Source organism: Hasllibacter halocynthiae (assembly GCF_003003095.1).
Classification (GTDB): Bacteria; Pseudomonadota; Alphaproteobacteria; order Rhodobacterales; family Rhodobacteraceae; genus Hasllibacter; species Hasllibacter halocynthiae.
The window spans coordinates 127,059-153,489 of record NZ_PVTT01000002.1 but is presented as its reverse complement, the minus strand read 5'-3'; the positions used below and the strand labels follow the sequence as shown (position 1 = coordinate 153,489).

26 protein-coding genes and 1 tRNA gene are annotated in these 26,431 nt (G+C 73.5%); 10 read left to right on the top strand and 17 right to left on the bottom strand.

What is annotated here, in order from left to right; genetic code table 11:
* Window positions 1–8: 8 nt before the first annotated feature.
* Window positions 9–1,484, bottom strand: coding sequence for an NAD-dependent succinate-semialdehyde dehydrogenase (locus BCF33_RS07715; RefSeq protein WP_106160391.1), 1,476 nt, complete (start codon window positions 1,482–1,484; stop codon window positions 9–11).
* A gap of 70 nt (window positions 1,485–1,554) precedes the next feature.
* Here BCF33_RS07715 and BCF33_RS07710 point away from each other — a divergent pair, with 70 nt between their 5' ends.
* From BCF33_RS07710 to BCF33_RS07695, 4 genes are all read left to right on the top strand, one after another.
* Window positions 1,555–2,340: an alpha/beta hydrolase gene (locus tag BCF33_RS07710; RefSeq protein WP_106160390.1), complete on the top strand. Its 786-nt coding sequence runs from the start codon at window positions 1,555–1,557 to the stop codon at window positions 2,338–2,340.
* A gap of 75 nt (window positions 2,341–2,415) precedes the next feature.
* A complete protein-coding gene (locus tag BCF33_RS07705; RefSeq protein WP_106160389.1) occupies window positions 2,416–2,676 on the top strand; it encodes a hypothetical protein in 261 nt (86 codons plus the stop codon).
* Window positions 2,676–3,311: a DUF1523 family protein gene (locus BCF33_RS07700; RefSeq protein WP_106160388.1), complete on the top strand. Its 636-nt coding sequence runs from the start codon at window positions 2,676–2,678 to the stop codon at window positions 3,309–3,311. The genes BCF33_RS07705 and BCF33_RS07700 overlap by 1 nt, the downstream gene beginning before the upstream one ends.
* A gap of 49 nt (window positions 3,312–3,360) precedes the next feature.
* Entirely contained in the window at window positions 3,361–4,116 is a 756-nt protein-coding gene (locus BCF33_RS07695) for an SGNH/GDSL hydrolase family protein (protein WP_158259379.1), read from the top strand.
* Between the two features lie 15 nt (window positions 4,117–4,131).
* On the opposite strand, the gene BCF33_RS07690 is transcribed toward BCF33_RS07695, so the two are convergent.
* Genes BCF33_RS07690 through BCF33_RS07680 form a run of 3 tightly spaced genes read right to left on the bottom strand, consistent with a single transcriptional unit; the run spans window position 4,132 to window position 7,957 of the window.
* Window positions 4,132–6,459 carry an aldehyde dehydrogenase family protein gene (locus BCF33_RS07690; RefSeq protein ID WP_106160386.1) on the bottom strand — a complete coding sequence of 776 codons (2,328 nt, stop codon included), beginning with the start codon at window positions 6,457–6,459 and terminating at the stop codon, window positions 4,132–4,134.
* 16 nt (window positions 6,460–6,475) lie between these two features.
* On the bottom strand, window positions 6,476–7,477 hold the full coding sequence (gene deoC, locus BCF33_RS07685) for a deoxyribose-phosphate aldolase (RefSeq protein ID WP_106160385.1): 1,002 nt from the start codon (window positions 7,475–7,477) through the stop codon (window positions 6,476–6,478).
* A 30-nt stretch (window positions 7,478–7,507) separates the two neighbouring features.
* Entirely contained in the window at window positions 7,508–7,957 is a 450-nt protein-coding gene (locus tag BCF33_RS07680; RefSeq protein ID WP_106160384.1) for a DMT family transporter, read from the bottom strand.
* A gap of 79 nt (window positions 7,958–8,036) precedes the next feature.
* Here BCF33_RS07680 and rpe point away from each other — a divergent pair, with 79 nt between their 5' ends.
* Window positions 8,037–8,705 (top strand): ribulose-phosphate 3-epimerase, encoded by a 669-nt coding sequence (gene rpe, locus BCF33_RS07675; protein ID WP_106160383.1) that lies wholly within the window; start codon window positions 8,037–8,039, stop codon window positions 8,703–8,705.
* A 24-nt stretch (window positions 8,706–8,729) separates the two neighbouring features.
* Here the strand turns inward: rpe and BCF33_RS07670 are convergent, their stop codons facing one another.
* Entirely contained in the window at window positions 8,730–9,428 is a 699-nt protein-coding gene (locus BCF33_RS07670) for an arylesterase (protein ID WP_106160382.1), read from the bottom strand.
* On the opposite strand from BCF33_RS07670, the gene BCF33_RS07665 reads away from it, so the two are divergent.
* The 3 genes from BCF33_RS07665 (at window position 9,427) to BCF33_RS07655 (ending at window position 13,819) form a co-directional block, all read left to right on the top strand.
* The gene (locus tag BCF33_RS07665) at window positions 9,427–10,119 is read left to right on the top strand and encodes an ABC transporter ATP-binding protein (RefSeq protein WP_106160381.1); all 693 of its coding nucleotides are present in this window, start codon (window positions 9,427–9,429) and stop codon (window positions 10,117–10,119) included. The genes BCF33_RS07670 and BCF33_RS07665 overlap by 2 nt on opposite strands.
* Before the next feature lie 55 nt (window positions 10,120–10,174).
* Complete coding sequence (locus BCF33_RS07660; protein ID WP_106160380.1) at window positions 10,175–12,685, top strand: ABC transporter permease; 2,511 nt, start codon at window positions 10,175–10,177, stop codon at window positions 12,683–12,685.
* Between the two features lie 96 nt (window positions 12,686–12,781).
* Complete coding sequence (locus BCF33_RS07655; RefSeq protein ID WP_158259378.1) at window positions 12,782–13,819, top strand: peptidoglycan-binding protein; 1,038 nt, start codon at window positions 12,782–12,784, stop codon at window positions 13,817–13,819.
* A gap of 27 nt (window positions 13,820–13,846) precedes the next feature.
* On the opposite strand, the gene BCF33_RS14040 is transcribed toward BCF33_RS07655, so the two are convergent.
* The 3 genes from BCF33_RS14040 to BCF33_RS07640 form a co-directional block, all read right to left on the bottom strand.
* A complete protein-coding gene (locus BCF33_RS14040; protein WP_158259377.1) occupies window positions 13,847–14,092 on the bottom strand; it encodes a hypothetical protein in 246 nt (81 codons plus the stop codon).
* Window positions 14,093–14,319: 227 nt separating this feature from the next.
* Window positions 14,320–14,395, bottom strand: a tRNA-Ala gene (locus BCF33_RS07645).
* A gap of 69 nt (window positions 14,396–14,464) precedes the next feature.
* Entirely contained in the window at window positions 14,465–14,821 is a 357-nt protein-coding gene (locus BCF33_RS07640; RefSeq protein ID WP_106160378.1) for a TIGR02300 family protein, read from the bottom strand.
* A gap of 72 nt (window positions 14,822–14,893) precedes the next feature.
* On the opposite strand from BCF33_RS07640, the gene BCF33_RS07635 reads away from it, so the two are divergent.
* A complete protein-coding gene (locus tag BCF33_RS07635; protein WP_245883772.1) occupies window positions 14,894–15,592 on the top strand; it encodes a M48 family metallopeptidase in 699 nt (232 codons plus the stop codon).
* Complete coding sequence (locus tag BCF33_RS07630; RefSeq protein WP_106160377.1) at window positions 15,589–16,224, top strand: GntR family transcriptional regulator; 636 nt, start codon at window positions 15,589–15,591, stop codon at window positions 16,222–16,224. Before BCF33_RS07635 ends, BCF33_RS07630 begins: the two co-directional genes overlap by 4 nt.
* A gap of 96 nt (window positions 16,225–16,320) precedes the next feature.
* Here BCF33_RS07630 and lpdA read toward each other — a convergent pair whose 3' ends face one another.
* Genes lpdA through sucC form a run of 9 tightly spaced genes read right to left on the bottom strand, consistent with a single transcriptional unit; the run spans window position 16,321 to window position 26,281 of the window.
* Entirely contained in the window at window positions 16,321–17,715 is a 1,395-nt protein-coding gene (gene lpdA, locus BCF33_RS07625) for a dihydrolipoyl dehydrogenase (RefSeq protein WP_106160376.1), read from the bottom strand.
* Between the two features lie 36 nt (window positions 17,716–17,751).
* The gene (locus BCF33_RS07620) at window positions 17,752–18,147 is read right to left on the bottom strand and encodes an MAPEG family protein (protein ID WP_106160375.1); all 396 of its coding nucleotides are present in this window, start codon (window positions 18,145–18,147) and stop codon (window positions 17,752–17,754) included.
* A complete protein-coding gene (locus BCF33_RS07615; protein WP_106160374.1) occupies window positions 18,144–18,530 on the bottom strand; it encodes a cupin domain-containing protein in 387 nt (128 codons plus the stop codon). The genes BCF33_RS07620 and BCF33_RS07615 overlap by 4 nt, the downstream gene beginning before the upstream one ends.
* Window positions 18,527–20,140 (bottom strand): 2-oxoglutarate dehydrogenase complex dihydrolipoyllysine-residue succinyltransferase, encoded by a 1,614-nt coding sequence (odhB, locus tag BCF33_RS07610; RefSeq protein ID WP_106160373.1) that lies wholly within the window; start codon window positions 20,138–20,140, stop codon window positions 18,527–18,529. The genes BCF33_RS07615 and odhB overlap by 4 nt, the downstream gene beginning before the upstream one ends.
* The gene (locus BCF33_RS07605) at window positions 20,140–23,079 is read right to left on the bottom strand and encodes a 2-oxoglutarate dehydrogenase E1 component (protein ID WP_106160372.1); all 2,940 of its coding nucleotides are present in this window, start codon (window positions 23,077–23,079) and stop codon (window positions 20,140–20,142) included. The genes odhB and BCF33_RS07605 overlap by 1 nt, the downstream gene beginning before the upstream one ends.
* A gap of 15 nt (window positions 23,080–23,094) precedes the next feature.
* Window positions 23,095–23,661 carry a hypothetical protein gene (locus tag BCF33_RS07600; protein WP_106160371.1) on the bottom strand — a complete coding sequence of 189 codons (567 nt, stop codon included), beginning with the start codon at window positions 23,659–23,661 and terminating at the stop codon, window positions 23,095–23,097.
* The gene (gene sucD, locus BCF33_RS07595; RefSeq protein ID WP_106160370.1) at window positions 23,658–24,539 is read right to left on the bottom strand and encodes a succinate--CoA ligase subunit alpha; all 882 of its coding nucleotides are present in this window, start codon (window positions 24,537–24,539) and stop codon (window positions 23,658–23,660) included. The genes BCF33_RS07600 and sucD overlap by 4 nt, the downstream gene beginning before the upstream one ends.
* Window positions 24,540–24,596: 57 nt before the next feature.
* Window positions 24,597–25,094 (bottom strand): hypothetical protein, encoded by a 498-nt coding sequence (locus tag BCF33_RS07590; protein ID WP_106160369.1) that lies wholly within the window; start codon window positions 25,092–25,094, stop codon window positions 24,597–24,599.
* Window positions 25,091–26,281: an ADP-forming succinate--CoA ligase subunit beta gene (sucC, locus tag BCF33_RS07585; protein WP_106160368.1), complete on the bottom strand. Its 1,191-nt coding sequence runs from the start codon at window positions 26,279–26,281 to the stop codon at window positions 25,091–25,093. The genes BCF33_RS07590 and sucC overlap by 4 nt, the downstream gene beginning before the upstream one ends.
* Window positions 26,282–26,431: the final 150 nt, after the last annotated feature.

Sequence of the window (26,431 nt, the reverse complement as noted above, 5' to 3'; positions counted from 1 at the left end):
CCCCCACCTCAGATCGACAGGCAGACGTATTTCATCTCGAGGAACTCGTCGATGCCATGGGTGGAGCCCTCGCGCCCGAGGCCCGACTGCTTGACGCCGCCGAAGGGAGCCACCTCGGTCGAGATGATGCCGGTGTTCACGCCCACGATGCCGTATTCGAGCGCTTCGGAGACCTTCGTGACCCGGCCGAGGTCCTTGGCGTAGAAATAGGCGGCCAGGCCGTAGATCGTGTCGTTGGCGAGGGCGATCACCTCGTCCTCGTCCTCGAACCGATAGACGGGCGCGAAGGGGCCGAACGTCTCCTCCTCGTTGAAGCGCATGTCGCGGGTCACGTCCGTCACGATGGTCGGCTGGTAGAAGAGAGGCCCCGCGCCGGAGGGCGCGCCGCCCGTGACGACGCGGGCGCCCTTCCCCTTCGCGTCGGCGAGGTGCGCCTCGACCTTCTCGACGGCCTCCCCGGTGATCAGGGGGCCGAGGTCCGCGCCTTCCATGCCGTCGCCGACGGTCATCGCCCGGACGCGCTTCGCGAAGGCCTCGACGAAGGCGTCGTGGATGCCCGACTGCACGTAGAGGCGGTTGGCGCACACGCAGGTCTGGCCGTTGTTGCGGAACTTGCAGGCGATGGCCCCCTCCACCGCCGCGTCGAGGTCCGCGTCGTCGAAGACGATGAAGGGGGCGTTGCCGCCCAGCTCCATCGAGACCTTCATCACCCGGTCTGCGGCCTGCCGCAGCAGGATGCGGCCCACGGGGGTCGAGCCGGTGAAGGTCAGCTTCCGCACGCGGTCGTTCTGCGTGAACTCGTGCCCCATGCCCTCTGCGTCGGTGGAGGGCAGGACGGCGAGGAGGCCGGCGGGGATCCCCGCCCGCTCGGCCAGGACGGCGAGGGCGGTCGCCGAGAGCGGCGTCTCGGCGGCGGGCTTGGCGACGAAGGCGCAGCCCGCGGCGAGGGCGGGGGCGGCCTTGCGGGTGATCATGGCCGAGGGGAAGTTCCAGGGCGTGATCGAGGCCACCACGCCCACGGGCTGGCGGATCACGTGGATGCGCTTGTCGGGCATGTGGCCGGGGATGATCTCGCCCGTGACGCGCTTGGCCTCCTCGGCGAAGAACTCGATGAAGCTCGCGGCATAGGCGATCTCGCCCTTCGCCTCGGCCAGCGGCTTGCCCTGCTCGGCCGTGAGGATCGTGGCGAGGTCGTCCTGGGCCGCCATCATGAGGTCGAACCAGCGGCGCAGCACTTGGGCGCGGTGCTTGGCCGTCGTCGCCGCCCACTCGGCTTGGGCGGCATGCGCCCGCTCGATCGCGCGCGCCGCGTCGGCGCGGGTGGCGTCCGCGACCTCCGCGATCACGTCGCCGCGGGCGGGATTGGTCACGGGAAAGACGGCGCCGCCCTCCGCGTCCCGCCATTCGCCGTCGAAGAGCCGCGTCCGCAGGAGGTCCCGGTCCCCCAGCAGGCCCGGCAGGTTCGTGGTCTCGTCTCTCGGCATGGCGCGATCCTTCCGCGGGTCCCCTTCCTGGCGGGATGACAGGCCCGGCGGGCGCTGCCAAGACGGCGGCATGGACCTGACGGACGAGTACGAGAACGCCAAGTACGTCCCGGACGCCGAGGCCATCCGGGACGGATGGGAGGCGGACAGCCGCGACTTCCGCGCCGCCCAGCAGGCGCTGGGGCGCGCGGCGCTGAACCTCGCCTACGGGCCGGGCGAGCGCGAGCGCTGGGACCTCTTCATGCCCGCCGCCCGGCCCGAGGGGCTGATGGTCTTCGTGCACGGCGGCTACTGGCGGCTGATGGGGCGCGAGTGGTTCGGCCATCTCGCGCGGGGCGCGATGGAGCGGGGCTGGGGCGTGGCGATGCCGTCCTATCCCCTGGCGCCGGACGCGCGGATCGGGGGGATCGCGGGCGCGGTGCGCCGCGCGGTGCTGGCGGCCTGCGCGCGGGTGCCGGCCGGGCCGCTGGTGCTGACCGGGCACTCGGCCGGCGGGCACCTCGCCGCGCGGACGGCGGAGGGGCTGGAGGGGGCGGCGCGGGATCGGCTCTCGCGGGTGGTGCCGATCAGCCCCGTCTCGGACCTGCGGCCCCTGATGCGCACGGCGATGAACGCGGATCTCGGGATCGACCCGCCCGAGGCCGCCGCCGAGAGCCCGGCGCTGCGCCCCGCGCCGGGCGTCCCCGGGACCGTCTGGGTCGGCTCGGAGGAGCGGCCCGCCTTCCTCGACCAGGCGCGGTGGCTGGCGGACGCATGGGGCTGGCCGCTGCGGGTCGATCCGGGGCGGCACCATTTCGACGTGGTGGACGGCCTCGCCGATCCCGGCAGCCCCCTGATGGACGCCGCCTTGGGCTGAAGGGCCCGCGCAGCGGGGTCTCGCGCCCGGCGCGGAGGGCGCTATATCGGGAAGGGGAAGGGAGGCCCCGAGCCGATGCTGCCGATCCTGCGCCTGATGCTGTTCGCGTTCGCCGTGCTGACGGCCATCTACGTGTGCCTCTCGCTCTACGCCCGCGACCGCCGCCGCGAGGCGCTGGAGACGGAGTGGCACCGCCTGAAGGTCGGCGAGAAGGACGACTACGTCCGCGACGGGCTGGTGGCCTATCAGGGCACCCTGCGCCGGCACCTCCTGGGGTGGGTCTACGCGCTGCCGCTGTCGCTCCTGTTGCTGGCGATCTGGATGACGGACGACTGATGCTGACCACGATCCTCCGCATCCTGTTCTGGGGCACGCTCGCGCTGATCCTGGCGGGGTTCCTGCACTACACGCTGCCCCAGCGGGACGTGGTGCAGATCGTGGGCGTGGACGTCCGTCGCACGGACGTGGGCGCCCGGCCGCTGTTCTGGGCCCGGCCCGACACCGGCCAAGCCGCGCTGGAGAACCGGGACGTCCGCTTCATCCGCACGGTCTATCCCGACGGCACGACGATGGAGTTCCGGAACGAGGACACCGGCCTCGGCTGGCCGCCCTACCTCAAGTTCGACAGCGACGAGCTGCAGACCAAGGCCACGGTCGCCGCGCGGGGCGACGAATGGGTGGTGGTCCGGCACTACGGATGGCGCAGCAACCTCTTCTCGATCTATCCCAACGCCTTGTCGATCCGGCCCGCCGCGGGGCCGGGCGACACGCCGTTCCCCTGGACCGCGGCGGTGGTCCTGATCCTCCTGGGGGCGCTGTTCTGGGCGGTGGCCACCCGCTGGCGGCGGTTCAAGCGGGCGCGCATCTCGCCCGTGCTCGACGACATGGACGCCGCTTGGGATGCCCGCCGCGCCCGGATGCGCGAGCGGCGCGCCCGCCGCGCGCGAGAAAAGGCCGAGCGTATCGGCTGAAGCGGCACGCCTTTGGAAACCGTCCGGGGGTGCGACACGTTGTCCCTGCATGGCCGACCTGTCAGCATTCACCCCACCGTCCCGCCGCCGGATGCCGGAGGTCCCGGTTCCCGTCCTCCTCGCCGCGCTCGCGCCGGTGATCGTGCCGCAGGCGGTGATGGCCCGCCGCTTCGCCCGCGTCATGCCCGAGCCGGCCGGCCCACGCGCGGGGCGCGCGGGCGAGGGGCGGCCGCTGAAGGTGCTGGTGGCGGGCGACAGCTCGGCCGCGGGGGTCGGGGTGGCCTGGCAGGACCAGGCCCTGACCGGGCGCCTCGTGCGGCGGCTGGCGCGCCGCTTCGACGTCTCCTGGCGGATCGAGGCGCGATCGGGCCTGACGACGGCGGGCCTGGTCGAGCGGCTGGAGGGCGCGCGCGCGGAGGCCTTCGACGCCGTCGTGCTGGGCGTCGGGGTGAACGACGTGACGCGGGGCGTGCGGCGACGTGACTTCCTGCGCCGGCAGGCTCGGCTGCGGACGCTGCTGCGCGCGCGGTTCGGCGCCCGGCGCTTCTACGTCACCGGCCTCCCCCCCGTGGGCGAGTTCCCCTTGCTGCCCGACCCTCTGCGCCGCGTCGTCGGCCTGCAGGCGGCGCGTTTCGACCGGGCGCTGCGCGGCGCCCTCGCGGGCGAGGAGGACGCCCGGAGAGTGCCTTTCGACACGGGGCTGGACCCGGCGCTCATGGCGGCGGACGGCTTCCACCCCGGGCCCGCCATCTACGAGACCTGGGCCGAGCGGATGGAGCGGGCGATCCTGCGCGACTTCGGCTAGCGGCGGCGCGCCCGCTCAGCCCTCGCCATAGGGCACCCAGACGGTCTTCACCTCCGTCGCCGCCTCCAGGAGCCAGCGCATGGACCCGGTCCAGTCCCGGCCCCTGCCGTTCGTGACCACCGTGCGCTTGAGGTCGCGCGCGGCCTCGCGCTCGACCACCGCGTCGAGGCCGGGCGAGAAGCCCCAGCAGGCGCCCAGGTCCATGTGACCGGCGAGGTGCGGCGCCAACTCGGCGTGGTCCCCCGTCAGGAGGTTCAACGCGCCCGCGGGCACGTCCGAGGTCTCGATCACCTGGATCAGGTCCGTCCCCGCCAGCGGCATGGCCTGCGAGGCGACGGCGACGACCCGGTTGCCCATCGCCAGCGCCGCCGCGATTGGGGCGACGAGGCCGAGGAGGGGGGCGTCGTCCGGGGCGAGGATGCCTATCGTCCCGACCGGCTCGCGCAGCGCCAGCGCCAGCCCCCGGATCGGTACGCCCTTGGCCGCCCCGTCGAACTTGTCCGCCCAGGACGCGGCGGCGGTGAGGGCGGAGACGGCGTCCTCGACCTCCTGCGCGCCACCCTTGCCGGCCATCGCGTCGATCCGGTCGGCGAAGCGCCCGGCCTGCGCGGCGAGGTTCTCGGCCAGGTACCAGAGGATCTGCGCGCGGAGGTGGCCGGAGGTCGCGGACCAGCCCTTCGCCGCGCCCGCCGCCTCGACCGCGTTGCGCACGTCCTTGCGATTGGCGAGCGAGACGGTGCCGAGATGCCCGCCCCCCCGGCCGAACACGGGGCGCGACTGGCCCCCGTCGGGACGGGCCTGCCTGCCGCCGATCAGCATCTTGTGGGTCCGGTCCAGCGGATCCGCGGGCCCGCCCCCGCCCGTCGCCGGCGCGACGCGCGCCAGCTTCGGCCTCTCGGCGGCGTCCTTCGTGTAGGCCAGGAGGCCCTCGGTCCCGCCCTCGCGGCCGAACCCGCTCTCCTTCACGCCGCCGAAGGGGGCGGCCGCGTCCAGCATGTTCGTGCCGTTCACCCAGACGATCCCCGTCCGCAGCTTCGGCGCGACCCCGAGGGCGAGGTTCACGTTCTCGGACCAGACCGAGGCGGCGAGGCCGTAGCGGCTGTCGTTGGCCATCGCGACCGCCTCGGCCGGGGTGCGGAAGGTCGAGGAGACGAGAACGGGGCCGAACACCTCCTCCTGCATCAGGCGGTCGGCTGGCTGGAGGCCGGTGACGAGGGTGGGCGGGAAGAAGCAGCCTTCCGGCGCCTCGCCCTGGTGGACCTCCGCATGGGCCGGGGCGGCGGCGACGGCGGCGCGGACGGCGGCCAGGTGGTCGGGATGGATCATCGCGCCCACGTCCATGGCCTTGTCCAGCGGGTCGCCCACGCGCAGGCTCGCCATCCGGTCCCGCAGGCGGGCGTGGAAGGCGCCGGCGATCCCCTCCTGCACGAGGAGGCGCGAGCCCGCGCAGCAGACCTGCCCGCCGTTGAACCAGATCGCGTCGACCAGCCCCTCGACCGCGCTGTCGAGGTCGGCGTCGTCGAACACGATGTAGGGCGACTTCCCCCCCAGCTCGAGCGTCAGGCGCTTGCCGGTGCCGGCGGTCGCCTCGCGGATGCGGCGCCCGACCTCGGTGGAGCCGGTGAAGGCGACCTTGTCGACCTCCGCCGCGACCAGGGCCGCGCCCGTCGCGCCGTCCCCGGTGACGACGTTCAGCACGCCCTTCGGCAGCCCTGCCTCCAGGGCCAGGTCGCAGAAGGCCAGCGCTGTCAGCGGCGTCCATTCGGCGGGCTTCAGGACGATCGTGTTGCCCATGGCCAGCGCCGGCGCGACCTTCCACGCCAGCATGAGGAGGGGGAAGTTCCACGGGATCACCTGCCCGCACACCCCCAGGGGCGTGCGTCCCGGGACCATCTCGGGCATCAGGCGGGCATGGCCGGCATGGTGGTAGAAGTGGCGGACCGCCAGGGGCAGGTCGATCCCGCTCGCCTCGCGGAAGGGCTTGCCGTTGTCGAGGGACTCGAGCACCGCGAAGCGCCGCGCGTGCTTCTGCAGGCCGCGCGCGAGGGCGTAGAGATGCCGCGCCCGCCCCTCGGGTCCCAGCGCCACCCAGCCCTTCTGCGCGCGCCGGGCGGCCTTCACCGCCCCCGCCACGTCGCCGTCCGTGCCCTGCGTGACCTCCGCCAGCACCTCGCCGTCGCGGGGAGCGGCGGTCTCGAACGTCTCTCCCGGCTTCGTCCAAGCGCCGTCAACGAAGTGCCCGAACCGCCGCCCGTGCCCCTCCAGCCAGTCCGTCGCCGGCTGCGCCGCCTCCGGGGCGGGGCCGTACTCCATGCTCTCGAAGATGCTCGCGATCTCGTTCATCGGGTTCGCCCCCTCCTCATCCCATCGCGTGCCGGTGCGCCGCCGAGTAGCGGCCGGTGACGAAGTGCTCGATCTGCCGCTCGATGTCGCCCAGCAGGGACGAGGCGCCGAAGCGGAAGAGGTCGGGGCGCAGCCAGCGGTCCCCGAGCTCGTCCTTGACGAGCGCGAGGTAGCTCAGGGCGTCCTTCGCCTTCGAGATGCCCCCCGCCGGCTTGTAGCCGACCTTGAAGCCCGTCCGCTCCCCGTAGTCGCGGATGGCGCGCAGCATCACCAGGGTCACGGGCAGGGTGGCGTTCACCGCCTCCTTGCCGGTCGAGGTCTTGATGAAGTCCGCCCCCGCCATCATCGCCACCCGGGAGGCGCGGGCCACGTCGCGCAGGGTGCCCAGCTCGCCCGTGGCGAGGATCGCCTTCATGTGCGCCTCGCCGCAGGCCTCGCGCATGGTCCGGGTCTCGTCGTAGAGGGCCTGCCAGTCCCGGGTCAGGACGTGGCGGCGCGAGATGACGACGTCGATCTCGCGGGCCCCTTCGGCGACGGATCGCTCGATCTCCTTCAGGCGCAGGTCGAAGGGCGAGAGGCCAGCCGGGAAGCCGGTCGAGACGGCGGCGACGGGAACGTTCGTGCCCCTCAGCGCCTCGACGGCGGCGGGCACCATCTCGTGATAGACGCAGACCGCGCCCACCGTCAGGTCCGGCAGCCCGATCGCGTCCAGCAGGTCCTGACGCATCGGCCGGGCCGCCTTGGCGCAGAGCCGCCGCACCCGGCCGGGCGTGTCGTCCCCCGAGAGCGTCGTCAGGTCGATGCAGGAGACGGCGCGCGCCAGCCAGGCGGCCTGCCACTCCTTCTTGACGCTGCGGCGGCTGGGCAGGGTGGCGGCGCGCCGCTCGATCGCGGACTGGTTCGCGCGGGCGTCCAGCGCCCAGTCGAGGTCGGGCGCGGTGCCCTCGTTCCTCGGCTCGTGGAGGGCGAGGGCGCCCTCGGCGCTGCGGGTCCCGGCATGGTGGGCGGTATCGGTCATGGCCTCGGTGTCGCACGGGCGCGCGGGGGATCAAAGCCGCGACGTGAGGACGCCCGCCGCGACCAGCGCGACGGCGAGGAGGCGCTTGGCGTCGACCTCGCGCGGCCGGAGCCCGAAGGCGCCCGTCGCGTCGAGGACCAGGGCCGCCGACATCTGTCCCGCGATCAGCGCGGCCACCAGAGTGACGACGCCGAGGCTGCCCACCGACCATGCCGCCGCCCAGACGTAGACCGCCCCCAGCGCGCCGCCCGCCCAGGCCCACCAGGGTGCGGCGGCGACGGCGGCGGCGGGGGGCAGGCCCCCGCGGGCGAGGGCGATCGCGGCGAGGATCGCGAAGCCGACCCCGAAGGAGACGGCGGCCGCGGCGACCGGGCCCCCGGCATGCGCGGCGAGGCGGGCGTTCATCGGGGCCTGGACCGCGATGCAGGCCCCGCCGAGGAGGATGGCGGCGAGGGCGACGAGGAGGGGCGGTTGGGTCATGGGCGCTGGGTAGCCGCCTGCGCATGTCCGGGACAGCATCGCCCTACACATCGCGGACGCCGCGTGGCAGATCGTCGTCATGCCCAAGCCCCTCATCGCCCCGTCCATCCTCTCCGCCGACTTCGCCGCCTTCGGCGAGGCGATCCGCGCCGTCGAGGCGGCGGGCGCCGACTGGGTCCATGTCGATGTGATGGACGGGCACTTCGTCCCGAACCTGACCTTCGGGCCGCCCGCGGCGGTGGCCTTCCGCCCGCACGTGACGACCTTCATGGACGTCCATCTGATGATCGCCCCCGTGGACCCTTGGATCGAGGCGTTCGCCGAGGCCGGCGCCGACCTGCTGACCGCCCATGTCGAGGCCGGCCCGCACATCCACCGCACGCTCCAGTCGATCCGGGGGGCGGGGTGCAAGGCCGGGGTCGCGCTGAACCCCGGCACCCCCGTCGAGGCGATCGGGCCGCTCCTCGACGACGCGGACCTCGTCCTCGTGATGTCCGTGAACCCCGGCTTCGGCGGGCAGGGCTTCATCCCCGGCACGGTCGAGCGGGTGAGGCGCGTGCGCGCGATGATCGGCGACCGGCCCGTGCGGATCGAGGTGGACGGCGGCGTGGACTCCGGCACGGCCCCGGCCGTGGTGGCCGCCGGGGCGGACGTGCTCGTCGCGGGCTCGGCGGTGTTCCGGGGCGGGCCGGACGCCTACGAGGGCAACATCGCCGCCATCCGCGCCGCCTGCGACGCCGCCGCCTGACGGCGCCGCGCCGGGGGGCCGCGCCTAGGCCCCGTCCGCCTCGATCCGGTCGATCAGCCGCTCGACGGAAGGCCCGATGTCCTCGACGATCAGGGCCACGCCCTCGGCGTTCGGGTGGATGCCGTCGGGCTGCATGTAGGGGCGAAGGTCCTGCGGCGAGCCGCCGCCGGCCGCCTCGATCAGCGCGCCGAACCAGCGCGGATGCAGAAGGTCGCCATGCGCCCGGGCCAGATCGGGGTACATCGCGTCGAAGGCCGCCTTCCAGTCCGGCCCGTAGTTCGGGCTGGCGACGAGGCCGACCACCAGCGTCTCGACCCCCGCCTCGTCGGCCGCGCCGAGGATCGCGTCGAGGTTCGCGCGGCTCGTCGCCGGGTCGATGCCGCGCAGGAAGTCGTTGCCCCCGAGCGCGACGATCATCCCGTCCACCTCGGGCGTCAGCGTCCAGCCGGCGCGCGCCGCGCCGCCGGCCGTGGTATCGCCCGAGACGCCCGCGTTGATCAATCGCACGTCGTGCCCGCGCGCGTCCAGCCACGCCTGCATCCGCGGCACGAACCCGTCCCTCTCGGGCAGGCCGTAGCCTTGGGTCAGGCTGTCGCCGAGCGCGGCGATCACCACCTCCTCGGCCGCCGCCGGCAGCGCCAGCGCGAGCAGGAGCGCGAGGTTGCAAAGGCCCCCGCGCACCCCATGTCGAGCCACGCCCCCGAGACGCCGGAGCCGCCGCATGACCGATCCCGTCCTGTCACTGAGGGACGCCGCCCTCTCGCTCGGCGGGAACGCGGGGCGCGTGGACATCCTGAAGGGCGTCACCCTCGACGTGGCGCGGGGCGAGACCTTGGGGCTGACGGGGCCGTCGGGATCGGGCAAGTCTTCTCTCCTCATGCTCATGGGCGGGCTCGAGCGTCCGACCGGCGGCACGGTGCGGGCGCTGGGCCGCGACCTCCATGCGATGGACGAGGACGCGCTCGCCCGGTTCCGAAGGGACCATATGGGCGTGGTGTTCCAGTCCTTCCACCTGATTCCCACCATGACCGCCCTCGAGAACGTCGCCACCCCGCTGGAGCTGGCCGGCGCCCCGGACGCCTGGGACCGCGCGGAGGCCGAGCTGGGGGCGGTCGGCCTCGGGGCGCGGGCGGCGCACTATCCCGCGCAGCTCTCGGGCGGCGAGCAGCAGCGCGTGGCCCTCGCGCGCGCTTCCGCCCCACGCCCCGAGATCCTCCTCGCCGACGAGCCGACCGGCAACCTCGACGCGGCGAACGGGGCGGCGATCATGGACCTTCTCTTCGGGCTGCGCGACCGGCACGGCGCGACGCTGATCCTCGTGACCCACGCGCCGGACCTCGCCGCGCGCTGCGATCGCGAGCTGCGGTTGGTGGACGGCGCCCTGGACGCCCCGCTCGCGGAAGCGGCTGAGTGACCGTCCCGCGCCGGGGCCCTCCCCCGGCCGCCGGGCCCGCGCGCGGGTCCCGGACGTGAGGGCCGCGTGGCGCATCGCCCGGCGCGAGCTGGCGGGCGGGTTCCGCGCCGGCCTCTCGGGGTTCCGGGTGTTCCTCCTCTGCCTCGCGCTCGGGGTCGCGGCGATCGCGGCGATCGGCCTGACCGGCGAGGCGATCGACCGCGGGCTGAAGGCCGAAGGCGCGGTCCTTCTCGGCGGGGACGCGCAGATCACCCTGACCTACCGCTTCGCCACCCCCGAGGAGCGGGCCTGGATGGACGCCGCCGGCCGCGTCTCGGAGATCGCGGAGTTCCGCTCCCTCGCCCGTGCGGGCGGGGAGGGCGCGCTGACCCAGGTTAAGGCCGTCGACGGGGCCTGGCCCCTCCTGGGCGCCCCCGTCCTCGACCCGCCGATCCCGCTGGAGGAGGCGCTGGCCGGCGACCGGGTCGTCCTCGCGCCCGAGCTCGCCGCGCGGCTGGACGTCGGCCCGGGCGATCCCGTGGCGCTGGGCTCGAAGGAATACGAGGTCTCCGCCATCCTCGTCTCCGAGCCGGACGCCGCGGTGGATTTCGGCCTCGGCCCGCGGACGGTGATTCGCCGGGACGCGCTGGCGGGGGCCGGCCTCATGACCGAAGGTACGCTCTTCGACAGCGCCTACCGGATCGACCTGCCGCCCGGCGCGGACCCGGACGCCCTGCGCGCCGGCTTCGAGGCGCGGTTCGGCGGGTCGGGCGCGCGCTGGCAGGACGCGCGGGATGGCGCCCCCGGCGTGGCCGAGTTCGTCCGCACGCTCGAGGACTTCCTGATCCTCGTCGGCCTCGCCGGCCTCGCGGTCGGGGGCGTGGGCGTGTCGGCGGCGGTGCGCGCCTATCTCGCGCGCAAGACGGGGGTGATCGCGACGCTGCGGACCCTCGGGGCGACGCGCGGCACGGTGTTCCTGGCCTACGTGATGCAGGTCGGTGTCCTGGCGCTGCTGGGGGTGGCGCTGGGGCTCGTGCTGGGGGCCGCGATTCCCCTGGCGCTGGCGCCCGTGATCGAGGCGGCGCTGCCCATCCCGGCGCGGTTCGCCCCCTATCCCGCCCCCTTGGGCGAGGCCGCGCTCTACGGCCTTCTCGCCGCGGCCCTCTTCGCGCTCCCGCCTCTCGCCCGGACGGAGACGGTGCGCCCCGCCGCGCTCTACCGGGACGCGGCGGGCGGGGGCGGCGCGGGGCGGCCGAGGGCGCGCTACCTCGTGGCGCTGGCGGCGCTGGCCGCCGCCCTCGTGGGGATCGCGGCGCTGCTGCAGGGCAACCGGGTGCTGACGCTCTGGGTCGCGGGCGGCGTGGCGGGCGCGCTCCTGGCGCTGACGCTCGCGGCGTGGGGCCTGCGCCTCCTCGCCCGGCGGCTGGCGCGCGCGCGGGCCATGCGGGGCCGCCCGGCGCTGCGCACCGCCTTCGGTGCCATCGCCGGCCCGCGCGAGGAGGCGGGGGCCGTCGTCCTCTCGCTCGGGCTCGGGCTGACGGTGCTGGCGGCGATCGGCCAGATCGACCGCAACCTGCAAGGCTTCGTGCGCGGCGCCCTGCCGGAGATCACGCCGTCCTTCTTCTTCCTCGACATCCAGCCCGACCAGCTCGAGCGGTTCGAGGCCGTCCTGGACGGCACCGGGGCGGTGGACGAGATCGAGGCCGCGCCCATGCTGCGCGGCATCATCACCGGGATCGACGGGCGCCCCGCCGCGGAGGTGGCTGGCGACCACTGGGTGCTGCAGGGCGACCGGGGCGTGACCTACGCGGCCGCCCCCGGCGCGCGCGAGGTGACCGAAGGCGCCTGGTGGCCCGAGGGCTACGACGGCCCGCCCCTCGTCTCCTTCTCCGCGGACGAGGGGCGGGAGCTGGGCCTCGAGCTCGGCTCGACGATCACGGTGAACATCCTGGGGCGGGGCGTCACGGCCGAGATCGCCGCCTTCCACGAGGTGGACTTCGCCACGGGCGGCATCGGGTTCGTCATGGTGATGGACCCCGCCGCCCTGCAGGGCGCGCCGCATACGTGGATCGCCACCGCCCGCGCCGATCCGGGCGCCGAAGGGGCCGTCCTGCGCGCCGTCGGCCGGGCGCTGCCCAACGTCACGGCCGTCTCCGTGCGCGACGCGGTGGACCGGGCGGCGGAGGTGATCGACGGCATCGCGGGCGCGATCCGCGCCGGGGCGCTGGTGACGCTGGTCACGGGCTTCGCGGTCCTCCTGGGCGCGGCCGCCGCGGGGGTGGGCGCCCGGGTGTTCGAGGCGGCGATCCTCCGGACCCTCGGGGCCGAGAGGGGGACGATCCTGCTCAGCTTCGCGCTCCGCTCGGCCCTTCTGGGGGCGGCGGCGGGGGCGGTCGCGCTGGTCGCGGGGTGCCTCGGCGCATGGGGGGTCGTCACCTTCGTGATGCAGGCCGACTACTCGGTGGCCTGGGGCAACGCGCTGCTGATCGTCGCGGGGGGCGCTGCGATGACGCTCCTGGCGGGGCTCGCCTTCGCGTGGCGGCCACTCAGGGCGCGGCCGGCGGGGGTGCTGCGCGCGCGGGACTGAAACATGCTTCGGCGGCAGGCCGCGCGGGACGTCCCGTCACCCCGTGCGCCCGCCTGCGGGCGGTGATAGATGGGGGCGGACCACGGAGAGCCCCCCATGCGACACGTTCCGACGATCCTAGCCGCCGCGCTGGCCGCGCTGACGCTGCCGCAGGCGGCGCGCGCCCATCCCGGCCCCGCCGACGCGAACGGGTGCCACTGGGACTTCCTCTTCTACCACTGCCACCAGATCGCCCCCCAGCAGGCCCCGCTGCCTCAGGCCCAGGCGGTCCCCGTGCCCAGCCGCCCCTTCCAGGCCGAGCCGTCGCGCCAGCCGCGCGTCGATCCGCGCCGGGTGCTCGTGCGCGAGGTGCAGACGGCCCTCTCCGATCTCGGCTGCGAGCCGGGGCCGATCGACGGTGCCGAAGGCCCCTCCACCCGCAGCGCGATCGAGCGGTACGAGGCCGCGTTCGGCTATCCCGTGGTCGGCGCGCCGACAGACGTGCTGCTCCGGCGAATCCGCGCCGACCGCTCCCGCGCCGTGCTGGGCGCCTGCGAGCCGCGGGGCGGCGCGCTCGCCATAGCGCCGCTCCCCGGCGCCGGGCCCGCCATCGAGGAGGCGTCGGGCGGTGCCATCGGCCTCTCCTCGCTGCCGCCCCCGCCCAACGATCCGGGCCGTCCGACGCTGACGGGCTTTCCCGAGCTGAAGGCAGCGGCGGGGCAGGTGCCCATACTCGACTTCGACGGGCTGCCCGTGCGCATCGACGGCGTCGCCGCCGCCCCCGGGCTGACGGCCGAGGCCGACCTGGGCGAGCTGACCGCCGCCATCTCGCCCGAGCCGCACGTCACCTGCGAGCTGACGCGCGGGCTCGACGCGCAGGGCCGCCTGGTGGGCCAGTGCCGCGCCAATGCGCGCGACCTCGGCGAGCAGCTCGTCCTCGCGGGCGCCGCGCTCGACTGCCCGGCGGAGAGCGCGGGGCGCTATGCCGACGCCGAAGGGCGCGCCCGGCGGTCGGGCCGCATCCCCGACGGCGTCGCGGCGGCGGCCGACTGCGCCGACCCCGCAGGCGCGGTGGCCTCGGCGCCGACCGCGCCCGGCCCGCTCGACATCGATGCAATCGGGGTCGAGGCGCTCGAGGCCGTCGGCCGGAACTAGCCGGCGGACGGGGTCCGGGGGACGCGTTCAGGCGCCGCAGCCCGTCGGCAGGCCTTCGGCGACGATCCGCTGCCAGTCCGGCCTGAGCAGCGCCCTGACCGAGAGCGCGTCGCGCGCCCCCGCGGCCGCCGGGTCCAGCATCTGGACCGCGGGCCTCTGCCGGCTCTCCGTGAAGGTCTGGAAACCGACATAGGGGTTGAAGGTGGTGCCCGTGATCCTGCTATCGGACCCGGCCGCGCGGAACACGAACAGGTCGCCGCCCCTGCGGATCACCTCGACGGCCGCCGCCCGGTTGGCGACGGTCCGGGTGCCCTGCGCGCGGCGGGACGCAGCCGCCGCAGGCTCTCCGTACGGACGGCATCGCCGCCGGACCCTCCGGGATCGAGCGGGTCGACCGAGCGCGGCGGGATCGGATGCGCCATGGACACACCCGCCGGTCGGCGCTGCCGACAGCGTAGTTCCGCAGGGGGCGTAGTTCCGAGGCGGGAGGTGTGGAGGTTTGGTGGAGCCTAGCGGGATCGAACCGCTGACCTCCTGCATGCCATGCAGGCGCTCTCCCAGCTGAGCTAAGGCCCCGTCGGCGCTGCCCTTAGACCGCGCCCCCGGGCCGCGCAAGGGGGTCCCCCGCGCGGCCCGGGAAAATCGTCAATCGTCGTCCCCGTCCTTCGAGGCGACGTCCGCCAGCTCGTCCAGCGAGACCTCGTCCTCGTCGTCGTCGTCCAGGACGTCCTCGTCGTCGTCGGCGGCCGCCGCGGCGTCCTCCTCCTCGTCGAGCACGTCGTCGTCGTCGAGCACGACCTCCTCCTCGTCGTCCGCCTCCTTCGAGACGGATTTCGGGTCGGCCTTGTCCGCCTGCATGTGGCGCACCTTGCCCGACATCAGGCTTTCGACGGTGTGCTGGGTGCCGCATTCGGGGCAGGTCATCGGGTCGTTCTGGAGGTCGTAGAAACGCTCGCCGCAGGCCGGGCAAAGCCGCTTCACGCCCCATTCTTCCTTCGGCATCGGGGTCCCTTCCGGGGTCGTGGAAACTGGTGGAACTGGTGGGTCGGGGCCCGATGCCATAGGGGATGGGGCGTGACAAGGCATTCCCCCCGCCGCGCCCCGAAGGCGCTGATCCTCTCCGGCGAGCCGCCCGTCGAGGTGATGCTGCGCGTCGACGCCCGCGCGCGCCGCATCACGCTGCGGATCGGCGCGGACGGGCGCGCCGCCGTCACGCGCCCGCCCTGGGTGCCGGCGGAGGAGGCCGCGCGCTTCGCCCGCTCGCGCGAGGGATGGCTGCGCGAGCGGCTGGACGCCCGGCCCCCGCGCCTGCGACCCGGGCCCGGCGCCGCCCTGCCGGTCGAGGGCGCGCCGCGCGCCATCGTCCCCGGCCCGCGCACCGCGCTCGAGGGCGGTCGCCTCCTCGTCGCGGGCGATCCCGCGGCGGCCGCGCGCGCGGTGCTGCGGCAGGTCGCGCGGGACCGGCTGACGGCGGAGTGCGACCGCCTCGCCGCGGTGCTCGGCGTCTCCTGGGGGCCGCTGGCGCTGCGCGACACCCGCTCGCGCTGGGGGTCCTGCACGGAAGGGGGGCGGCTGATGTTCTCCTGGCGGCTGGCGATGGCGCCGCCCCGCCTCCTGCGCTACGTCGCGGCGCACGAGGTCGCGCATCTGCGGCGCATGGACCACTCGCCCGCTTTCTGGCGCCTGGTCGAAGGGCTCCACCCCCTCTGGCGCGAGGATCGCGCCGCGCTCCACGCGCTCGGGCCCGCGCTGCACGCCTGGGACTTCGGATGAGCGAAGGCGGCGGCCCCCCCGCGCACGAGCGCGTCTACCGCGCCCTGCGCGCCGCCATCATGCACGGCGAGGTCGCGCCGGGCGCGCCCCTCACCCTGCGGGGCCTCGCGGGCGAGCACGGGGTCTCCATGACCCCCGCGCGCGAGGCGCTGCGCCGGCTGGCCGCCGAGGGCGCCCTGACCCTCTCGGCCTCCGGGCGCGTCGCGACGCCCCGCCTTCCCCCCGAGCGCATAGAGGAGCTGGCCGCCATCCGCGCCATGATCGAGCCGGAGCTGGCCTCGCGCGCGCTGCCCCGCGCCCACGGCGCCCTCATCGAGCGGCTGGAGGGGCTGCAGCGCGGCATGGCCGAGATCACCGCCAAGGGCGACGCGGTGGGCTACATCCGCCAGAACCTCGACTTCCACCGGACCCTCTACCTGCGCGCCCGAGCCCCGGCGATGCTGGCCCTGTCCGAGACCGTGTGGCTTCAGCTCGGGCCGACGATGCGGGCGCTCTACGGCCGGCTGAACCGCACGGACCCGCCCCTGCACCACCGCACCATCATCGCCGCGCTGAAGGCGGGGGACGAGCCGGGGCTGCGCGTCGCCGTTCGGGCGGACGTCACCCACGGCCTGCGCCTCCTCCTGGCCTGAGGGCGGCGGCGGCCCGGCCGCCCCGAAGGGCGCCAGCCCCCCGCGGGGCGGAACAGGGGCCGGCCTCGGGCGTGCGCGTCTCGCGTGCCCGTCGTCTCAGGCGTGGATCGCCCCGTCGCCGCAGGCGAGGGCGGCCTCGCGCACGGCCTCGGAATAGGTCGGGTGGGCATGGCAGGTGCGGGCGAGGTCCTCGGCCGCGGCGCCGAACTCCATCGCGACGGCGATCTCGTGGATCAGGTCGCCGGCCATGGGCCCGACGATATGGGCGCCCAGGATGCGGTCCGTCTCGGCGTCCGCGACGATCTTCACGAAGCCCTCGGCCGCGAAGTTCGCCCGCGCCCGGCCGTTGCCCATGAAGGCGAACTTGCCGACCTTCACCTCGCGCCCGCCATCCTTCGCCTGCTCCTCCGTCAGGCCGACGGCGGCGACCTCGGGGGCGGTGTAGATCACGTTCGGGATCACGCGGTAGTTCACGTGCCCGTGGCCCTTCGCGATGGCCTCCGCGACGGCCATCCCCTCGTCCTCGGCCTTGTGGGCCAGCATGGGCCCTTCGATGCAGTCGCCGATCGCGTAGAGGCCGGGGACGTTCGTGTCCCAATGGTCGCGCACCTTCACCTGGCCCCGGTCCGTCATCTCGACGCCCAGCGCGTCCAGCCCCAGCCCTTCGGTGAAGGGCCGCCGGCCCGTGGCGACCAGCACCGCGTCGACCTGGGCCTCGCCCTCGCCGCCGTCCTTGCGCAGCTTCCAGCGGACGGTGGCCTTCCTGCCCTTCCTCTCGACCGCCTCGACGGCGGCGCCCGTGACGAAGGATATACCCTGCTTGGCCATGATCTTCTGGAACTGGCGCGCCACCTCGGCGTCCATGCCGGGCGTGATGCCGGCGGCGTATTCCAGCACCGTCACCTCCGCGCCGAGGCGGGCGTAGACGCTGGACAGCTCCAGCCCGATCACGCCGCCGCCGATCACCGCCATCGCCTTCGGGATCCTGGGCAGGCGCAGCGCGCCCTCGCTGTCGACGATCACGCCGCCGTCGTTGTCGACCTCGGCGAAGGGCAGGGCGCTGGCCTCCGAGCCGGTGGCGATCACGACGTTCCTCGCCTCGTGGACCTCCTCGCCCACCTTCACGCGCCCCGCCTCGGGGATCTCGGCCCAGCCCTTCAGCCAGTCGACCTTGTTCTTCTTGAAGAGGAACTCGACCCCCTTGGTGTTCTGCTCGACCACGTCCTGCTTGTAGGACTGCATCCGCTTCCAGTCGACGGACGGGGCGGCGCCCTTCAGGCCCATCTTGGCGAAGTTCTCCTGCGCCTCGTGCAGCTGCTCGGTGGCGTGCAGCAGCGCCTTCGACGGGATGCAGCCCACGTTCAGGCAGGTGCCGCCCAGCGTCTCGCGCCCCTCGACGCAGGCCGTCCTCAGGCCGAGCTGCGCGCAGCGGATCGCGCAGACGTATCCGCCGGGGCCGGAGCCGATCACGATGACGTCGTAGGTGGCCATTTCCGTTGTCCTTCGGGTGGGGGGTTGGGTGCCGGGTCAGATAAGGACGGCGAGGATCATCGCATAGGTCGCCCCGAACCCCGCGATCCAGACGACCGAGCGCCAGGGCCTGAGGTCGAAGGCGTAGGCCGGCACGTAGAGGACGCGGGCGGCGAGGTAGAGCCACGCCATCGCCGCGGTGAAGCCCGTGGAGCCTTCCGAGAGCGTGACGAGGACCACCGCGACGGTGAAGAGGATCAGCCCCTCGAAATGGTTCGTCATCGCCCGCTGCAGCCGCCCGCCGAGATCCGACAGGGGCCGCGAGGGCGGCCGGTCCCGCGCGGACATGGCATAGCCCGGCCCCACGTCCCGGTTCGCCCGGATCGAATAGAGCAGGAACTGCACCCCCTGAAGGAGCGCGGCGAGCGCGAGGACGAGGAGTTCGGGGGTCATGCGTTCTCCCAGTGGTAGGGCACGTCCGACAGGCGGTCGGCGGCGAAGGTGAAGAGGACGCGCATGGGCCCGTCCGGGGCGGACCAGCCGTGGATCAGGCCGGCGGGGACGAACACAGCGTCGCCCGCCCCGATGGCGACCCGGTCCGGCCCGGCGAGGAGGAACCCCTCGCCCTCGATGACATACCCCGTCTCGGGTCTGTCGTGGTGGTGGCGTCTCTCGACCTGGCCCGCCCTCATCTCGACGATGCCCTGGACGATGGAGGCGGAGGGCCCGTGCTCGGCGTCCACGAGCGTGCGGAAATTGACCCGCCCGCGCGCCGGGTCGTCCCAGGCGTCGAGCCGCGTGTCGGCCTCTCGGATGTGGACGACGGCCCCGGTCACAGGTCCATCAACAGCCGCCGCGGGTCCTCCAGCGCCTCCTTCACCCGCACGAGGAACGTGACCGCCCCCTTTCCGTCCACGATCCGGTGGTCGTAGCTCAGCGCGAGGTACATCATCGGGCGCGCGACGATCTCGCCGCCCACGACCACGGGCCGCTCCTGGATCTTGTGCATCCCGAGGATGCCGGACTGCGGCGGGTTCAGGATCGGCGAGGACATCAGCGAGCCGTAGACCCCCCCGTTCGAGATCGTGAACGTCCCGCCCTGCATGTCCGCCATGGAGAGCTTGCCGTCCCGCGCCGCCACGCCCTTCTCCGCGATGGCCTTCTCGATCCCGGCGAAGGACAGCCGGTCCGCGTCGCGGATGACCGGGACCACCAGCCCCGAGGGCGTGCCGACCGCGATGCCCATGTTCACGTAGCGCTTGTAGACCACGTCCGTGCCGTCGATCTCGGCGTTGACCTCCGGCACCTCCATCAGGGCGTGGCAGCAGGCCTTGGTGAAGAAGGACATGAAGCCCAGCTTCACGCCGTGCTTCTTCTCGAAGAGGTCCTTGTACTCGCGCCGCAGGCCCATCACCGCCGACATGTCCACCTCGTTGTAGGTGGTCAGCATCGCGGCGGTGTTCTGCGCGTCCTTCAGGCGGCGCGCGATGGTCTGGCGCAGGCGGGACATTCGGACCCGCTCCTCCCCGTCGGCCTGATCCGCCGGGGTCGGCGCGCGCGGCGGGGCCTTGGCCGCCGGGCCCTCCCCCTGCGGCTGGGAGAGGGCCTTCAGCACGTCCTCCTTCATCACGCGCCCGTCGCGGCCGGTGCCCGTCACGTCGTCCCGCGATAGCCCCTCGCGGGCCATCATCGCCTGGGCCGAGGGCGCGTCCTCGACGTCGCCCCTGGGGTCGCTGCGTGCCGGCGCCGGCTCGTCCGCGGGGGAGGAGCCGTAGTCCGGGCTCGTGCCCCCGGCCGAGGGCGCGGCCTCATCCGCACCGCCGGACGCCGCCCCGGCGCCCGCATCGCCGCCCCGGATCACCGCGAGCTGCGCGTCCGCCTGCACCGTCTCGCCCTCGGGGGCTGTGATCCGGTCCAGCACCCCGGCGGCGGGGGCGGGCACCTCGACCGAGACCTTGTCGGTCTCCAGCTCGCAGAGCATCTCGTCCGCCTCGACGCTCTCACCTTCCTTCTTGAACCAGGTGGCGACCGTGGCCTCGGTCACGGACTCGCCCAGGGCCGGCACCATGACGGGGATCTCGCCCCCGGCCTCGCCCCCGGCCTCGCCCCCGGCGCCTTCGGCCGCGCCCCTCGCCACGTCCTCCGAATGGCCCGCGGCCTCGGCGGCCTCGCGCTGGTCGGGGGTGTTCGGCCGGGCGGACCGGGTCGCGCCCTCGCCCGCGGCGATGCTCGCCAGCAGCGCGTCGGGCGCGACTGTCTCGCCCTCCTTGGCGACGATCTCCTCCAGGATGCCGGCGGCGGGGGCGGGCACCTCGACGGTGACCTTGTCGGTCTCCAGCTCGCAGAGCATCTGGTCGGCCTCGACGGCCTCTCCCTCCTTGACGAACCAGGTCGCCACGGTGGCCTCGGTCACGGACTCCCCCAGGGCGGGCACGCGGACTTCCATCACTTCTCTCCGATCGTCAGGGCGGCGTTCACGAGGTCGGCCTGCTGTTCCTTGTGCGACGAGGCGAGGCCCGTCGCGGGCGAGGCGCTCGTCGCGCGGCCGGCATAGGCGGGGCGCTTCGCGCGGTGCCCGATCCGCCCCAGCACCCATTCGAGGTTGGGCTCGATGAAGGACCAGGCGCCCTGGTTCTTCGGCTCCTCCTGGCACCAGACGACGTCGGCGTTCGGGAAGCGCGACAGCTCCTGGACCATGGACTGGGCGGGGAAGGGGTAGAACTGCTCGACCCTGAGGAGGTAGACGTCGTCCGCCCCGCGCGCGTCCCGCTCCTCCAGAAGGTCGTAGTAGACCTTGCCCGAGCACAGGACGACCCGCCGGACCGCGTCGTCGGCCTTCAGCGCCAGGTCGCTCAGCCCCTGCTGGGCGTCGTCCCACAGGACGCGGTGGAAGCTGGACCCGGTGGTCATCTCGGCCTTGGTGGACACCGCCATCTTGTTCCGCAGCAGCGATTTCGGCGTCATCAGGATCAGGGGCTTGCGGAAGCTCCGGTGAAGCTGCCGGCGCAGGATGTGGAAGTAGTTGGCCGGCGTGGTGCAGTTGGCCACGATCCAGTTGTCCTGCCCGCACATCTGCAGGAACCGCTCCAGCCGGGCCGAGGAATGCTCCGGCCCCTGTCCCTCGTAGCCGTGGGGCAGCAGGCAGACGAGGCCGCTCATGCGAAGCCATTTCGACTCGCCGCTGCTGATGAACTGGTCGAACATGATCTGCCCGCCATTGGCGAAGTCGCCGAACTGCGCCTCCCACAGCGTAAGGGCGTTGGGCTCTGCCAGCGAGTAGCCGTACTCGAAGCCCAGCACCGCGTATTCCGAGAGCATCGAGTCGATGACCTCGTAGCGCGCCTGCCCCTCCTCGACGTGGTTGAGGGGGTAGTAGCGATCCTCGTCCGCCTGGTTCACGAAGGCGCTGTGCCGCTGCGAGAAGGTCCCCCGCGCCGAGTCCTGCCCCGACAGCCGAACCGGATACCCCTCCGTGAGGAGCGAGCCGAAGGCCAGCGCCTCGGCCGTGGCCCAGTCGAAGCCGGCCCCCGTCTCGAACATCTCGCGCTTGGCGCCGATCAGCCGCTCGACCGTGCGATGGACGGGGAAGCCCTCGGGCACGCGCGTCAGCGCGCCCCCGATCCTGTCGAAGAGGGCGGGGTCGATCGCGGTCTTGCCGCGCTGGTACTTGCCCTTCTCGCGCTTGTCCAAGTGCGACCACTTCCCGTCCAGCCAGTCGGCCTTGTTGGGGCGGTACTCCTTGCCGGCCTCGAACTCGTCCGCGAGGTGGGACTGGAAGGCGGCCTTCATGTCCTCGACCTCGCCCTCGGGGATCAGGTCGTCGGCGATCAGCCGGTCGGTGTAGAGGGTCAGCGTGGTCTTCTGCTTCTTGATCGTCTTGTACATCACCGGGTTGGTGAACATGGGCTCGTCGCCCTCGTTGTGCCCGAACCGGCGGTAGCAGAAGATGTCGATCACGACGTCCTTGCGGAACTTCTGGCGGAACTCGGTCGCCACCTTCGCCGCGTGGACCACCGCCTCGGGGTCGTCGCCGTTCACGTGGAAGATCGGCGCCTCGACCATCAGCGCGATGTCCGTGGGGTAGGGGGACGAGCGGCTGAAATGCGGCGCCGTGGTGAAGCCGATCTGGTTGTTCACCACGATGTGCATCGTCCCGCCCGTCCGGTGCCCCCGGACGCCCGAGAGCTGGAAGCACTCGGCCACCACGCCCTGGCCGGCGAAGGCCGCGTCGCCGTGCAGCAGCAGCGGCAGGACGCGTGTGCGCTCCTCGTCGCCCATCTGGTCCTGCTTGGCCCGCGCCTTGCCCAGCACCACGGGGTTCACCGCCTCCAGGTGCGAGGGGTTCGCCGTCAGGCTGAGATGGACGGTGTTCCCGTCGAACTCCCGGTCGGAGGAGGCGCCGAGGTGGTACTTCACGTCGCCAGAGCCGTCGACGTCGTCCGGCTTGAACGAGCCGCCCTGGAACTCGTTGAAGATGGCGCGGTAGGGCTTGCGCATCACGTTGGCCAGGACCGACAGCCGGCCCCGGTGGGGCATGCCGATGACGATCTCCTCGATCCCGAGGGCGCCGCCGCGCTTGATGATCTGCTCCATCGCCGGGATCAGCGCCTCGCCCCCGTCGAGGCCGAAGCGCTTGGTGCCGGTGTACTTCACATGGAGGAACTTCTCGAAGCCCTCCGCCTCGACGAGCTTGTTCAGGATCGCCTTGCGGCCCTTCCGGGTGAACGCGATCTCCTTGCCGTAGCCCTCGATCCGCTCCTTCAGCCAGGCCGACTGCTCGGGGTCGGAGATGTGCATGAACTGCAGCGCGAAGGTGCCGCAATAGGTCCGCCGCACCAGGGCGAGGATCTCGCGCAGCGTCGCCGTCTCGAGGCCGAGGACGTTGTCGATGAAGATGCGCCGGTCGAGGTCCGCGTCCGTGAACCCGTAGGACCGGATGTCCAGCTCGGGGTGGTCGGACTTCTCGCGAAAGCCCAGCGGGTCGAGGTCGGCGGCGAGGTGCCCGCGGATGCGGTAGGCGCGGATCAGCATGAGCGCGCGGATGCTGTCGGTGACGGCCCGCCGCACGTCCCGCTCCGAGACCTCGCGCCCGGCCTCGGCGGCCTTCCTCTCGATCTTCGTCGCGGCGGCCTTGGCCTCCGCCTCCCCCCACTCGCCCGTCAGGGCGCCGTGCAGCTCGCCCCCGGGCTGGGGCGGCCAGTCGGCCCGCGCCCAGGACGGCCCCTCGGGCGCCTCGCCGAGCTGGTCGAAGAACGCCCGCCAGTCGTCCGCCACCGCGTTCGGATCGTCCCGATAGCGGGCCTGCAGCCGCTCGAGATAGGCGGCGTTGCCCCCGTCGAGGAACTGCGAGGCGTGCATGATGTCGTTGGGGGACTGGTCGGTCATCGGAACGTCTCGGGGCTATTGAGGGGGGAGATCGCGTTCGATCAGGTAATGCCCCGTCGCCGCCACGGGGAGGGCCGCCGCCTCGGAAAGGACGGCCGGGTTCATCGGCACGGCCCGAAGGCGCCCGCCTGGCAGCGGCTGGCTCAGCGGCGGGCCGTAGCCGGCGGCCGGGTCGGCCGGGGGCGGCAGGGGCGCGGCGGTGGTCGCGGCGCAGGTCAGCGTCGTGCCGTCGATCAGCGAGAGCCGCAGCGCCTCGCCCGGGTTCCGCAGCAGCACCCGCACCCGGCTGCCTTCCGTGTCCACGCGCCGCGCCAGCCCGCGGGCCATCGCTACCGACCGCTCGATGTCCGATCCCGCATGGGGGGGCAGCGGGCCGGACGCCAGCATGTTGTAGGCGTCGATCAGGCCGACCCCCAACGCGGCCTCGTCGGGCAGCGCCTCGCCCGGCTCGACCACCGCCCAGCCTTCGCCCTTCAAGGCCTCCAGCGCGGCCTCGAAGGACGGCGCGGAGAGGCACGGCCCCGGCGGGGTCGCCGCGGCCGGCGCGGCCAGCAGCGCGAGCGCCGCGGCGAGCCGCTTCACCCGATCGCCTCCAGAACCGCCTCGCCCAGGGTGGCGGGGCTGTCGGCCACCACGATCCCGGCCGCGCGCATCGCCTCGATCTTCGATTCGGCGTCGCCCTGACCCCCCGCGACGATGGCGCCCGCATGGCCCATCCGGCGGCCCGGCGGCGCGGTGCGGCCGGCGATGAAGCCCGCCGTGGGCTTCCAGCGGCCGCGCTTGCGCTCGTCTGCGAGGAACTGCGCGGCCTCCTCCTCGGCGGTGCCGCCGATCTCGCCGATCATGATGATCGACTGCGTCTCGTCGTCGGCGAGGAACATCTCCAGGACGTCGATATGCTCGGTCCCCTTGATCGGGTCGCCCCCGATCCCGACGGCGGTGGACTGGCCCAGCCCGCTGTCGGAGGTCTGCTTAACCGCCTCGTAGGTCAGCGTCCCGGACCGCGACACGACCCCCACCGACCCCCGCTTGTGGATGTGGCCCGGCATGATGCCGATCTTGCAGGCGCCGGGCGTGATCACCCCGGGGCAGTTCGGCCCGATCAGCCGCGTCCCCGAACCGTCCAGCGCCCGCTTGACCACCGCCATGTCGAGGACGGGGATGCCTTCGGTGATGCACACCACCAGCGGCACCTCCGCGTCGATCGCCTCCAGGATGGAATCGGCCGCGAAGGGGGGCGGCACGTAGATCACGGAGGCGTCCGCCCCCGTCTCCGCCACCGCCTCGTGGACGCTGTCGAAGACCGGCAGGTCCAGGTGCACCTGCCCGCCTTTGCCGGGGGTCACGCCCCCCACCATCTTGGTCCCGTAGGCGATCGCCTGCTCGGAGTGGAACGTCCCCTGCGAGCCGGTGAAGCCCTGGCAGATGACCTTCGTTTCTTCGTCGATGAGGATGGCCATGTCGGCTCCTGGAGTGGGTGTTCCTTGCGGGCGCGTCCCGCCCATGCGGCCCGCGGGCTAGTCGCGGCGCCCCTCGCCGTGGCCGCCGCCGTGCGAATGCTCGCCCCAGCGCCCGCCCTCCTCCCCGTGGGAGGTGTCCCGGACCATCGAGAAGCGCACGGGCCCCTCGAGGCGCGTGACCACGATCATCTCGCCCTCGGGCGCGTCGATGCGGTGGAAGAAGCCGCGGCCCCCGTCCTCCGCGCGCGAGACGACGACCTCGCCGCCCGCGGCCTCGGCGATGGCGTCCGCGTCGGCGTCCGCGCCCTCGCGCGTGGGGGCGGGGGCCCCGTGCGCGCGCACCTGGCAGGCGCGCCCGGCCTCGAACTCGTAGTCGAAGGCCCGTGCCCCCTCGCGCCCGGTGTAGTCGCGCGCGGCCGAGCGGATCGCCTCGGCGTCCAGCTCCGGCACGGCGGCGATGCAGACCGCCTGGAAGGGCGTGGGGCCCTCCCCCTCTGCCGCCGCCCCGAGGGGCGGCGCCAGCAGGACGGCCGCGATCAGGATCCGGCCCCTCATCCCTTCACCGCCTTCACGATCTTCTGCGCCCCGTCCTTCAGGTCGTCCGCCGCGATCACGTTCAACCCGCTCTCGTTGATGATGGCCTTGCCCTTCTCGACGTTCGTGCCCTCGAGGCGCACCACCAGCGGCACCTCCAGCCCGACCTCCCTCACCGCGGCGACCACCCCTTCGGCGATCACGTCGCAGCGCATGATGCCGCCGAAGATGTTCACGAGGATGCCTTTCACCTGCGGGTCGCTCGTGATGATCTTGAACGCCTCCGTCACCTTCTCTTTCGTCGCGCCGCCGCCCACGTCGAGGAAGTTCGCCGGCTCCGCCCCGTAGAGCTTGATGATGTCCATCGTCGCCATGGCCAGGCCCGCGCCGTTCACCATGCACCCGATCTCGCCGTCGAGGGCGATGTAGTTCAGGTCGTACTTGCCGGCCTGCAGCTCCTTGGGGTCCTCCTCGGACTCGTCGCGCAGCTCGGCGATGTCGGGATGGCGGTAGAGGGCGTTGCCGTCGAAGCCGACCTTCGCGTCCAGGACCTTCAGGTCGCCGCCCGTCGTGACGATCAGCGGGTTGATCTCCAGCTGCTCCATGTCCTTCTCGACGAACGCCCGGTAGAGCTGGCCCATCAGCTTGACGCACTGCTTGACCTGCGGCCCCTCCAGCTCCAGCGCGAAGGCGACCCGCCGCCCGTGCCAGGGCATGAACCCGGTCGCCGGGTCCACGTCGAAGGAGACGATCTTCTCCGGCGTGCTCTCGGCGACCTCCTCGATGTCCATCCCGCCTTCCGTCGAGCAGACGAAGCCGATGCGCCCCGTCTCCCGGTTCACGAGCAGCGCGAGGTAGAGCTCGCGCGCGATGTCGCTGCCGTCCTCGATATAGATGCGGTTCACCTGCTTGCCCGCCGGGCCCGTCTGGTGCGTGACGAGGGTCCGTCCCAGCATGGCGCGGGCCTCCTCGGCGGCCTCCTCGACCGATCGGGCGATCCGGACGCCGCCCTTGCCTTCCTCGGCACCCTCGAAGCGGCCCTTGCCGCGCCCGCCCGCATGGATCTGCGCCTTCACGACCCAGAGGGGGCCGTCCATCTCGCCCGCCTTGGACTTCGCCTCGTCGGCGCGCAGGACCACCCGCCCGTCGCTCACGGGCGCGCCGTAGTCGCGCAAGAGGGCCTTGGCCTGGTACTCGTGGATATTCATGGGCGGGCTCCGCTGGAACGTCTCCGCCCCCTTAGCCCGGCGCGCCGGCCCCGCCCAGCCCCGGGGGCCCCGGGAAGGCGGCCCGGCCACCCGCCGCGCATTCCCGTGATCACGGCTCGCGGCGCCGTGATCACAAACCCGCGCCGCGGG

Excerpts from the sequence above, each read along its gene's own strand:
- BCF33_RS07715 (WP_106160391.1), bottom strand. The coding sequence starts at position 1,484 with ATGCCGAGAGACGAGACCACGAACCTGCCGGGCCTGCTGGGGGACCGG.
- BCF33_RS07630 (WP_106160377.1), top strand. The coding sequence starts at position 15,589 with ATGAGCGAAGGCGGCGGCCCCCCCGCGCACGAGCGCGTCTACCGCGCC.
- BCF33_RS07640 (WP_106160378.1), bottom strand. The coding sequence starts at position 14,821 with ATGCCGAAGGAAGAATGGGGCGTGAAGCGGCTTTGCCCGGCCTGCGGC.
- BCF33_RS07655 (WP_158259378.1), top strand. The coding sequence starts at position 12,782 with ATGCGACACGTTCCGACGATCCTAGCCGCCGCGCTGGCCGCGCTGACG.
- rpe (WP_106160383.1), top strand. The coding sequence starts at position 8,037 with ATGCCCAAGCCCCTCATCGCCCCGTCCATCCTCTCCGCCGACTTCGCC.
- BCF33_RS07705 (WP_106160389.1), top strand. The coding sequence starts at position 2,416 with ATGCTGCCGATCCTGCGCCTGATGCTGTTCGCGTTCGCCGTGCTGACG.
- odhB (WP_106160373.1), bottom strand. The coding sequence starts at position 20,140 with ATGGAAGTCCGCGTGCCCGCCCTGGGGGAGTCCGTGACCGAGGCCACC.
- BCF33_RS07665 (WP_106160381.1), top strand. The coding sequence starts at position 9,427 with ATGACCGATCCCGTCCTGTCACTGAGGGACGCCGCCCTCTCGCTCGGC.
- BCF33_RS07590 (WP_106160369.1), bottom strand. The coding sequence starts at position 25,094 with ATGAGGGGCCGGATCCTGATCGCGGCCGTCCTGCTGGCGCCGCCCCTC.
- BCF33_RS07700 (WP_106160388.1), top strand. The coding sequence starts at position 2,676 with ATGCTGACCACGATCCTCCGCATCCTGTTCTGGGGCACGCTCGCGCTG.
- BCF33_RS07620 (WP_106160375.1), bottom strand. The coding sequence starts at position 18,147 with ATGACCCCCGAACTCCTCGTCCTCGCGCTCGCCGCGCTCCTTCAGGGG.
- lpdA (WP_106160376.1), bottom strand. The coding sequence starts at position 17,715 with ATGGCCACCTACGACGTCATCGTGATCGGCTCCGGCCCCGGCGGATAC.
- sucC (WP_106160368.1), bottom strand. The coding sequence starts at position 26,281 with ATGAATATCCACGAGTACCAGGCCAAGGCCCTCTTGCGCGACTACGGC.
- BCF33_RS07680 (WP_106160384.1), bottom strand. The coding sequence starts at position 7,957 with ATGACCCAACCGCCCCTCCTCGTCGCCCTCGCCGCCATCCTCCTCGGC.
- BCF33_RS07710 (WP_106160390.1), top strand. The coding sequence starts at position 1,555 with ATGGACCTGACGGACGAGTACGAGAACGCCAAGTACGTCCCGGACGCC.
- BCF33_RS07690 (WP_106160386.1), bottom strand. The coding sequence starts at position 6,459 with ATGAACGAGATCGCGAGCATCTTCGAGAGCATGGAGTACGGCCCCGCC.
- deoC (WP_106160385.1), bottom strand. The coding sequence starts at position 7,477 with ATGACCGATACCGCCCACCATGCCGGGACCCGCAGCGCCGAGGGCGCC.
- BCF33_RS07605 (WP_106160372.1), bottom strand. The coding sequence starts at position 23,079 with ATGACCGACCAGTCCCCCAACGACATCATGCACGCCTCGCAGTTCCTC.
- sucD (WP_106160370.1), bottom strand. The coding sequence starts at position 24,539 with ATGGCCATCCTCATCGACGAAGAAACGAAGGTCATCTGCCAGGGCTTC.
- BCF33_RS07670 (WP_106160382.1), bottom strand. The coding sequence starts at position 9,428 with ATGCGGCGGCTCCGGCGTCTCGGGGGCGTGGCTCGACATGGGGTGCGC.
- BCF33_RS07695 (WP_158259379.1), top strand. The coding sequence starts at position 3,361 with ATGGCCGACCTGTCAGCATTCACCCCACCGTCCCGCCGCCGGATGCCG.